The following is an 8,293-nucleotide window of genomic DNA, read 5'->3' as shown; positions in this document are numbered from 1 at the left end:
CGGGCGTGTCAGGCAAGGAAGTTACGGAGCGCGGCGGGTAACCCGCGTCCCGCCGGGGGACTCATCCGCGGGGTAGCTCTCAGGTACTAGGGGTATGACGAAGCCCTGCGCCAGGGGGAGTTGAGGGTCGCCGCGTTCACCAGGCGAGCTGGGCGATCTCCTCCGCGACGACGGCGCAGGCGTCCGCCGCGGGATCGATGAGCGGGAAGTGGCCGACGTCCGGCAGCAGGGTCACCCCGACGACCTCGCCGGCCTTCGCCGCCGCGTCCGCGTACGACTCGGCGACCGCGTGCGGGACGACGGTGTCGGCGCGGCCCTGGACGAGGGTGGTGGCGATGCCGGTGGGCAGCAGCAGCGCCGGGTCGGCGTGCGGCCTGCGCTCGGCGAAGTGGTCGTCGCCGCCGAGGAGTTCGCGGGCCGCGCCGCCGCACACACCAAGCTTGTCGGCGACCTCCAGGTCCGCGATGGGGGCGAGGGCGACGACCCCGCGCAGGGGTGCGGGGGCGTCGGTGCGCCAGGGCGAACCGGCGGGCAGGACGTGCCGGGCGGCGGCCCACAGGGCCAGGTGTCCGCCCGCGGAGTGACCGGTGAGGACGATGCGGCGCGGGTCGCCCGCGGGGAGGTGCTCCCGTATCAGCGTGGGCAGGGCGTCCAGCGCGGCGGCGACGTCGTCGAAGGTGTCGGGCCAGCGCCCGGCCACCGGACCGCCGCCGTCCGCCCGGGCCGCGCCGCGCCGGTACTCGACGACGGCCACGGCGAAACCGCGCCGCGCGAGGAACGCCGCGAACGGGCCGACGTGCCGCCGGTCGTGGGCGGCGCGCCAGGCGCCGCCGTGCAGCACGACGACCACGGGCGCGGGTCCGTTCCCGCCGCGCGGCGCGTGGAAGTCGATCACGTGGTCGGGATCGTCGCCGTAGGCCGCCGTGACGTCCGGATCGACCGGCGGGTGGGAGAAGGCCGACCTCTCCTCGGCGGCGGCCCGGGCGGCTGCGACGTCGTCCGTCATGCTCCAACCTCTCAGCGATGCAACGTGGTTCGACCGGACCGGGCAGTGACGCGGCCGTTCGGCGGGACGGTACCAGCACTCCGGCCGCCCCTCTCACCGCCTGCGGGCAGTCGTGCCGCTGGGGCGATGGGGGTACCTCCCGCTCGAGCGAAGCCGAGAGTGGGGGAGGGTGGGCGCAGGCGGCACCCTTCCAGCGGGCCCGCGCCATACCTCCGTACAGCCACTGGGGTGCCAGTACCCCTTGCACGTCGGGTGCGGCCACGTCGTGGCCGGTCGCGCAGTTCCCCGCGCCCCTGCCGCCTGCGGGCAGTCGTGCCGCTTGGGGCGGCACGGGTGGGCGCAGGCGGCACCCTTCCAGCGGGCCCGCGCCATACCTCCGTACGGCCACCGGGGTGCCAGCACCTGTTGTACGCCGAGTGCAGGCACGTCGTGGCTGAGCGCGCAGTTCCCCGCGCCCCTGGAGGCGGCTGCGCCTCGGCGCCCGCCGCGGCCACCGGGGTGCCAGTACCTGTTGTGCGCCGGGTGCGGGCACGTCGTGGCTGGGCGCGCAGTCCCCCGTGCCCCTGGGGGCGCGCCCAGCCACGGCCACCGTAGGGTCACACCCGGTGCGACCGCTCGGCCGTCGCCTCGGACAGCTCCTCGGCGAGGGCCCGCGCGGCCCGCTCCACGTCGGCGAAACCGACGTACAGCGGGGTGAATCCGAAGCGCAGCACGTCCGGGTGGCGGAAGTCGCCGACCACGCCCCGCTCGATCAGCCGCCGCATCACGGGACCGGCGGTGGGGGCACCTCCCGCTCGAGCGGAGCCGAGAGTGGGGGAGCAGCGCAGGGCGACCTGGCTGCCCCGCTCCGCGTGCGGCAGCGGGGTCAGGCACTCCACCCGGCCCTCCGGGACGTACTCCCCGACGCACTCCAGGAAGAAGTCGGTCAGGGCGAGGGACTTGGCGCGCACCGCCTCGACCGTCACCCCGTCCCACACCTCGAGCGCCGCCTCCAGGGCGAGCATGGACAGGATGTCCGGGGTACCGACCCTTCCGCGCACCGCGCCCTCGGCCGGTTCGTAGTCGGAGCGCATCCCGAAGGGCTCCGCGTGCGAGTTCCAGCCGGGCAGCGGCGAGTCGAAGCGGTCCTGCAGGTCCGCCCGCACGTACAGGTACGCAGGCGAACCGGGGCCGCCGTTCAGATACTTGTAGGTGCAGCCGACGGCCAGGTCCACGCCGTGCGCGTCCAGGCCCACGGGCAGCGCGCCCGCGCTGTGGCACAGGTCCCAGACGGCGTACGCGCCCGCCGCGTGCACGGCGGCCGTGAGCGACGGCAGGTCGTGCAGCCGGCCGGTGCGGTAGTCGACGTGGTTGAGCAGCACGGCCGCCGTGTGCTCCCCGAGCGCGTCCGGCACGTCCGAGGGCGTCACCGGGCGCAGGGTGCAGCCGGTCATACGGGCCGCCGAGCCGGCGATGTAGCCGTCCGTGGGGAACGTGGTCGCGTCGACCAGGATCTCGTCCCGCCCGGCACCGGTCTCCCGCGCCAGGCGCACCGCGCCGACCAGCGCCTTGAACACGTTGACGCTGGTGGAGTCGCCCACCACGACCTGCCCGGCCGCCGCGCCGACCAGCGGGGCGATCCGGTCGCCGATCCGCTCCGGCGCCGTCCACCAGCCTTCTTCCGTCCAGGAGCGGATGCGCAGCTCGCCCCACTGGCGGGCGACCACGTCCGCGACCCGGCCGGGCACGCCGACGGGCAGCGCGCCCAGCGAGTTGCCGTCCAGGTAGACCGCGCCTTCGGGTCCGTCGAGCACGAACTCGGCGCGCTTGGCCGCGAGTTCGTCCACCGCGTCCAGCTTCCCGGCCTTCTCCGTCAGCTCAGACATAGGACCGCGCCGTCCACAGCTCGGGGAACACGCTCTTCTGCGCCCGCTTCTCCAGCCACGCCACTCCGGCGGACCCTCCTGTTCCGGTCTTGGCCCCCATGGCCCGGCGGGTGGCGACCAGATGGTCGTTGCGCCAGCGCCACACCAGCTCGGCCACATCGGTGAGCGCCTCGCCGAGCCGCGCCACCTCGTCCCGCTCGTCGCCCGCGTAGACGGCCGTCCAGATCTCCTCGACCGCACGCGACGGCTCGTACTTCCGCGACACGTCGCGCTCCAGCACCTCCTTCGGCACGGGGTGGCCGCGCCGGGCGAGGAACCGCAGCACCTCGTCGTACAGACCGGGCTCGTGCAGGGCCTTCTCCAGCTCGGCGTGCACCCGCGGGGCGCCCCGGTGCGGGACCAGCATCGACGCGGACTTGTCGCCGAGCAGGAACTCCATGCGCCGGTACATCGCCGACTGGAACCCGGAGCCCTCGCCGAGGGCGCCGCGGTAGGAGTTGAACTGCGCCGGGGTGAGCCCGGCCAGCGGCTTCCAGGAGGCGTTCAGCGCCTCCAGTTCGCGCCGTGAGCGGCGCAGCGCGTCGAGCGCGGTCGGCACGTCGTCGCGGCGCAGCGCCTGCGCCGCGGTCTCCCACTCGTGCACGATCACGGTGAACCACAGCTCCATCACCTGGGTGGTGACCAGGAAGACCATCTCTCCGGGATCGTCCGAGAGGGTGTGCTGGAGGTGGGTGAGGACGTCGGCCTTGACGTAGTCCTCGTAGGGCGTCGTGCCCTGGCTCCAATCAATTTTCGGGGCGAGATGCGGGGTCTCGGGCTCGTGAGCCTCGTGGGACATCGCTGTCTCCTGCGTGTACTCCGGGTAGCGGTCCGCCCCTGCCGTTACCGGCACGGGGGCCCCGGTCCCCACGGTGCATCCTGCGCAATCGTCCCCCACCACCGCAAGGCCCGCCCGCCGAGCGAGCGGGACCCCGCGGTGATCACCTTCCGTTTTCCGGCCGGATCAGCCCAGGACCTGCGCCGCCGTCGGCGAGGAGTCCTTCAGGAACTGGGTGCAGCGCTCGTACTCCTCCTGCTCGCCGATCGCCTGCGCGGCGCGGGCGAGGGCGTGCAGGGCGCGCAGGAAGCCGCGGTTCGGCTCGTGCTCCCACGGCACCGGGCCGTGGCCCTTCCAGCCGCTGCGGCGCAGCGCGTCCAGGCCGCGGTGGTAGCCCGTGCGGGCGTACGCGTAGGACTCGACGACGCTGTCCCGCTCGAACGCCTCGTCGGCCAGGCGCGCCCAGGCCAGCGAGGAGGTCGGGTACCGGCCCGCGACGTCGGCGGGGGTGGCGCCGGACGCCAGCAGCTCGCGCGGCTCCGGGTCGTCGGGGAGGTGGGTCGGGGGCGGGCCCCCGAGCAGGTTCTCGTGAATGGACATGGCTCCAGTCTCGTACATCACAGGGCGCCGCTCCCCCGCCGCGGGTCCGCCTCCATCGGGGGCACGGCCACACTGCCGTGGGAACGGCACTCGGGGCGCCGGCAGCCCGGCGGGGGACGCCGCACGGTCGCCGCCGCGAGGACCGCGCCGATCGCCAGGACGCCCGCGCACAGCAGCATCGCCCGGTCGAACGCGGCGTCGAACGCCGCCGGCTGCCGGTACGCCTCCGGACCCATCCCGGCGAGCAGCGGCAGCGCGGCCACCGCCAGCAGTCCGGCGGCGCGGGCGGCGGCGTTGTTCACCCCGCTGGCCAGGCCCGCCCGCGCGACGTCCACGGACGCCAGCACGGACGCCGTCAGCGGCGCGACCAGGGTGACCATGCCGAGGCCCAGCACCAGCAGCGCGGGCAGCACGTCGGCCGCGTACGAGGCGTCCGGTCCGACCCGCAGCATCAGCAGCACCCCGGCCGCGCACAGCAGCGGGCCCACGGTGAGCGGCAGGCGCGGCCCGATCCGGTCGGCCAGCTCGCCCGAGCGGGCGGACAGCAGCAGCATCAGGGCGGTCGTCGGCAGCAGCGCGGTGCCGGCGGCGAGCGCGGACCAGCCGACGACGACCTGGAGCTGGAGCGCGGCGAGGAAGAAGAACCCGCCGAACGCCGCGTACACGCACAGGGTGACGCCGTTGACCGCCGAGAACTGGCGGGACGAGAAGATCTCCAGCGGCATCATCGGGCCCGGCCGCCGCTTCTCCACCAGCACGAACCCGACGGCGGCGGCGAGCCCCGCCACCGCGGACACGGCGACCAGCGGCGAGCCGTCACCCGCCCCGATCAGCGCGTACGTCACCAGCGCGAGGGCGACCGCGCCGAGCGCCGCGCCGAGCACGTCGAAGTGCCCCTCCGCCCGCCCGCCGGACGACTCGGGCACATGGCGCACGGCGACCGGCGCGCACAGCAGGGCGAGCGGCACGTTGATCAGGAACACCCAGCGCCAGCCGGGCCCGTCCACCAGCCAGCCGCCGAGGAACGGGCCGACGGCCGCGCCGATCCCGCCGAAGCCGGACCACAGACCCACCGCGCGGCCCCGGTCGTCGGGGTGGAAGGACGCCTGGATCAGCGCGAGCGAGCCGGGCGTGAGCAGCGCACCGCCCGCGCCCTGGAGGGCCCGGGCCGCGTTGAGCATGGCCGCGTTCGGCGCGATCCCGCACAGCAGGGAGGCGGCGGCGAACCACAGCACGCCGACGACGAACACCCGGCGCCGCCCGAACCGGTCACCGAGCGCACCGCCCAGCAGGATCAGCCCGGCCAGCGTGACGAGGTAGGCGTTGACGGTCCACTGGAGCGCGCCGAGGTCGGCGCCGAGGTCCTCGCCGATGCGCGGCAGGGCGACGTTGACGACGGTCGAGTCGAGCAGGGCCATGCCGGAGCCGAGGACCGTGGTGAACAGGATCCACCTGCCCTGCGGGGACGACAGCCGGACGTCGGACATACCCGGAGCATACGGAAGAGCCCGGCACCTGGGCAGGTGCCGGGCTCGACGCGTGCGTGGGGTTACTTGATGCGGGTGCCCGTGGAACGCAGGTGCGTGCAGGCCTCCACGACGCGGGCGGCCATCGACGCCTCGGCGAGCTTGCCCCAGGTGCGCGGGTCGTAGGTCTTCTTGTTGCCGACCTCGCCGTCGACCTTCAGGACGCCGTCGTAGTTGCGGAACATGTGGTCGGCGACCGGACGCGTGAACGCGTACTGGGTGTCGGTGTCGATGTTCATCTTGACGACGCCGTTCTCCAGCGCGGTGCGGATCTCCTCCTCCGTGGAGCCCGAGCCGCCGTGGAACACGAAGTCGAACGGCTGGGAGCCGGCCGGCTTGCCGTACTTGGCGGCGACGCCCTCGTTGAGCTCCTTCAGCAGCTCGGGACGCAGGACGACGTTGCCCGGCTTGTACACGCCGTGCACGTTGCCGAAGGACGCGGCGAGCAGGTAGCGGCCCTTGTCGCCCAGGCCGAGGGCCTCGGCGGTGCGGATCGCGTCGTCGACCGTGGTGTAGAGGGAGTCGTTGATCTCGTGGGAGACGCCGTCCTCCTCGCCGCCGGTCGGGGTGATCTCCACCTCGAGGATGATCTTGGCGGCGCGGGCGCGCTCGAGCAGCTCCTGGGCGATGCTCAGGTTGTCGGCGAGGGTCTCCGCGGAGCCGTCCCACATGTGGGACTGGAACAGCGGGTTGCGGCCGGCCTTGACGCGCTCCTCGGACACCCCGAGCAGTGGACGCACGTAGCCGTCGAGCTTGTCCTTCGGGCAGTGGTCCGTGTGCAGGGCGATGTTGACGTCGTACTTCTCGGCGACGATGTGCGCGAACTCGGCGAGCGCGACGGCGCCGGTCACCATGTCCTTGCTGTGCTGGCCGCCCAGGAACTCGGCACCGCCCGTGGAGATCTGCACGATGCCGTCGCTCTCCGCCTCGGCGAAGCCGCGCAGAGCCGCGTGCAGGGTCTGGGACGAGGTGACGTTGATGGCCGGGTAGGCGAACTTCTCCGCCTTCGCCCGGTCGAGCATCTCGTTGTAGACCTCGGGAGTTGCGATGGGCATCTGTCCGCTCCTTAAGAGTGCGGGGTGGGGTGCTGCGTACTGTCGGCCCTGACCTGGAACCTTGGATGCGACGTCATTGTCGGTCACATCCTTCCAGACTCGGCCGGAACGTCCATGCCGTTGTCCGCCCTGTGGTCGGCGGGGTCGGCGGGGCCGGTCAGTCCAGGCCGAGTTCGTCCTTGGAGTAGGCGAACAGGTACGGCACCCCGGCGCCCTCGCGGATCTTCTCGGCGGCGCCGGTGGCCCGGTCGACGATGGTCGCCACGGCCACGACCTCCGCGCCGGCCTCACGCACGGCCTCCACTGCGGTGAGCGGGGAACCACCGGTGGTGGAGGTGTCCTCCACCACCAGGACACGGCGGCCCTTGATGTCCGGGCCCTCCACGCGGCGCTGAAGTCCGTGCGCCTTGGCGGCCTTGCGCACGACGAACGCGTCCAGCCTGCGGCCGCGCGCGGCGGCGGCGTGCAGCAGCGCGGCGGCGACCGGGTCGGCGCCCATGGTCAGGCCGCCCACCGCGTCGAACTCCAGCTCCTCGGTCAGGTCCAGCAGCACCTGCCCGACCAGCGGGGCGGCCTCGCCGTCGAGGGTGACGCGGCGCAGGTCGACGTAGTAGTCGGCCTCCAGGCCCGAGGAGAGGGTCACCTTGCCGTGCACCACGGCCTTGTCCTTGATCTGCTGCAGCAGCGCGCCACGCGTGTCCGTCATGCCGCCAGCTTAAAGGCGGGTCCAGGTCCAGGTCGTCGAGGCCTCCAGCGGCTCCAGCGGCGTGACCAGGCGCGGGTGGGTGTTCAGCCCGTCCGGCGGCCCGGTCTGCGGCTCGACGCAGACGGCCTCGGCCTGCTCGTCGTAGACCACGACCCACTCGACGCGGCTCGTCACCTTCAGCTGGAGCTGCCCCGGCCAGGTGAGGGTGACGTCCACGCCGTCCGGCATGCCGAAGCAGTCGTCCCACGGGCCCGGCGTCGGGTCGATGCGCTTCCCGGTCGGCAGGTGGTCCTCCCCGCGCTCCTCCTGCCAGGCGGGCGCGAAGTCGACGCGCACGTCCTCGCCGCCGAGGTTCCGGTTGAACCACGGGTGCCAGCCGATCTGCGCCGGGAACGACGACTCGTACGTCTCCACGCCCATCGTCAGCGTCAGCGACTCCTCGGTGAGCGCCACCTGCTGCGTGACCCGTCCCGCGTACGGCCACGGATCCACCAGGTCGTACGTCAGCACGGCCTCGTCGCCGCTCCTGCGGGCGGTGCGCCAGGGAGCGTTGCGCGCGGTGCCGTGGATCGCGTGCGGGGGCGCGTTGAGCGGCATCTGCTGCACGGTGGCGCCGTCCCGGAACCGCCCGTCGCGCAGCCGCCCGCACCAGGGGACCATCGGGAAACACCCGTACCGCTCCCCCTGCCGCAACAGCTCCACACCCCCGAGCCGCAGC

8 protein-coding genes are annotated in these 8,293 nt (G+C 73.6%); all 8 read right to left on the bottom strand.

Translation table 11 applies throughout. The features are described from left to right. Window positions 1-136: 136 nt before the first annotated feature. The 8 genes from CCN29_RS09345 to CCN29_RS09310 all read right to left on the bottom strand — a co-directional run bounded on the left by CCN29_RS09345 (window position 137) and on the right by CCN29_RS09310 (window position 8,292). Window positions 137-1,006, bottom strand: coding sequence for an alpha/beta hydrolase (locus tag CCN29_RS09345; protein ID WP_006135094.1), 870 nt, complete (start codon window positions 1,004-1,006; stop codon window positions 137-139). A gap of 596 nt (window positions 1,007-1,602) precedes the next feature. After that, on the bottom strand, window positions 1,603-2,871 hold the full coding sequence (gene kynU, locus CCN29_RS09340; protein ID WP_086680948.1) for a kynureninase: 1,269 nt from the start codon (window positions 2,869-2,871) through the stop codon (window positions 1,603-1,605). Next, window positions 2,864-3,709, bottom strand: coding sequence for a tryptophan 2,3-dioxygenase family protein (locus CCN29_RS09335; protein WP_086680947.1), 846 nt, complete (start codon window positions 3,707-3,709; stop codon window positions 2,864-2,866). The genes kynU and CCN29_RS09335 overlap by 8 nt, the downstream gene beginning before the upstream one ends. Window positions 3,710-3,874: 165 nt before the next feature. After that, window positions 3,875-4,288 carry a DUF3151 domain-containing protein gene (locus tag CCN29_RS09330; protein ID WP_006135091.1) on the bottom strand — a complete coding sequence of 138 codons (414 nt, stop codon included), beginning with the start codon at window positions 4,286-4,288 and terminating at the stop codon, window positions 3,875-3,877. A 17-nt stretch (window positions 4,289-4,305) separates the two neighbouring features. Then, window positions 4,306-5,775, bottom strand: a complete 1,470-nt coding sequence (locus CCN29_RS09325; RefSeq protein WP_086680945.1) for an MFS transporter — start codon at window positions 5,773-5,775, stop codon at window positions 4,306-4,308. A 62-nt stretch (window positions 5,776-5,837) separates the two neighbouring features. Beyond that, complete coding sequence (gene fbaA / locus CCN29_RS09320; protein WP_006135088.1) at window positions 5,838-6,869, bottom strand: class II fructose-bisphosphate aldolase; 1,032 nt, start codon at window positions 6,867-6,869, stop codon at window positions 5,838-5,840. Between the two features lie 157 nt (window positions 6,870-7,026). Then, a complete protein-coding gene (gene pyrE, locus CCN29_RS09315; RefSeq protein ID WP_006135086.1) occupies window positions 7,027-7,575 on the bottom strand; it encodes an orotate phosphoribosyltransferase in 549 nt (182 codons plus the stop codon). Between the two features lie 9 nt (window positions 7,576-7,584). Beyond that, window positions 7,585-8,292 (bottom strand): aldose epimerase family protein, encoded by a 708-nt coding sequence (locus CCN29_RS09310; protein ID WP_086680943.1) that lies wholly within the window; start codon window positions 8,290-8,292, stop codon window positions 7,585-7,587. Between the last annotated feature and the right edge of the window lies 1 nt (window position 8,293).

Origin of the sequence: Streptomyces pseudogriseolus (assembly GCA_002154585.1) — a bacterium.
In the GTDB taxonomy this organism is placed as follows: Bacteria; Actinomycetota; Actinomycetes; order Streptomycetales; family Streptomycetaceae; genus Streptomyces; species Streptomyces pseudogriseolus.
The sequence above is the reverse complement of the archived record's forward strand: the minus strand, read 5'-3'. Positions and strand labels throughout refer to the sequence as shown.

Coding starts and splice junctions, on each gene's coding strand:
- CCN29_RS09325 (WP_086680945.1), bottom strand. CDS start 5,775: ATGTCCGACGTCCGGCTGTCGTCCCCGCAGGGCAGGTGGATCCTGTTC.
- fbaA (WP_006135088.1), bottom strand. CDS start 6,869: ATGCCCATCGCAACTCCCGAGGTCTACAACGAGATGCTCGACCGGGCG.
- CCN29_RS09335 (WP_086680947.1), bottom strand. CDS start 3,709: ATGTCCCACGAGGCTCACGAGCCCGAGACCCCGCATCTCGCCCCGAAA.
- CCN29_RS09345 (WP_006135094.1), bottom strand. CDS start 1,006: ATGACGGACGACGTCGCAGCCGCCCGGGCCGCCGCCGAGGAGAGGTCG.
- CCN29_RS09330 (WP_006135091.1), bottom strand. CDS start 4,288: ATGTCCATTCACGAGAACCTGCTCGGGGGCCCGCCCCCGACCCACCTC.
- kynU (WP_086680948.1), bottom strand. CDS start 2,871: ATGTCTGAGCTGACGGAGAAGGCCGGGAAGCTGGACGCGGTGGACGAA.
- pyrE (WP_006135086.1), bottom strand. CDS start 7,575: ATGACGGACACGCGTGGCGCGCTGCTGCAGCAGATCAAGGACAAGGCC.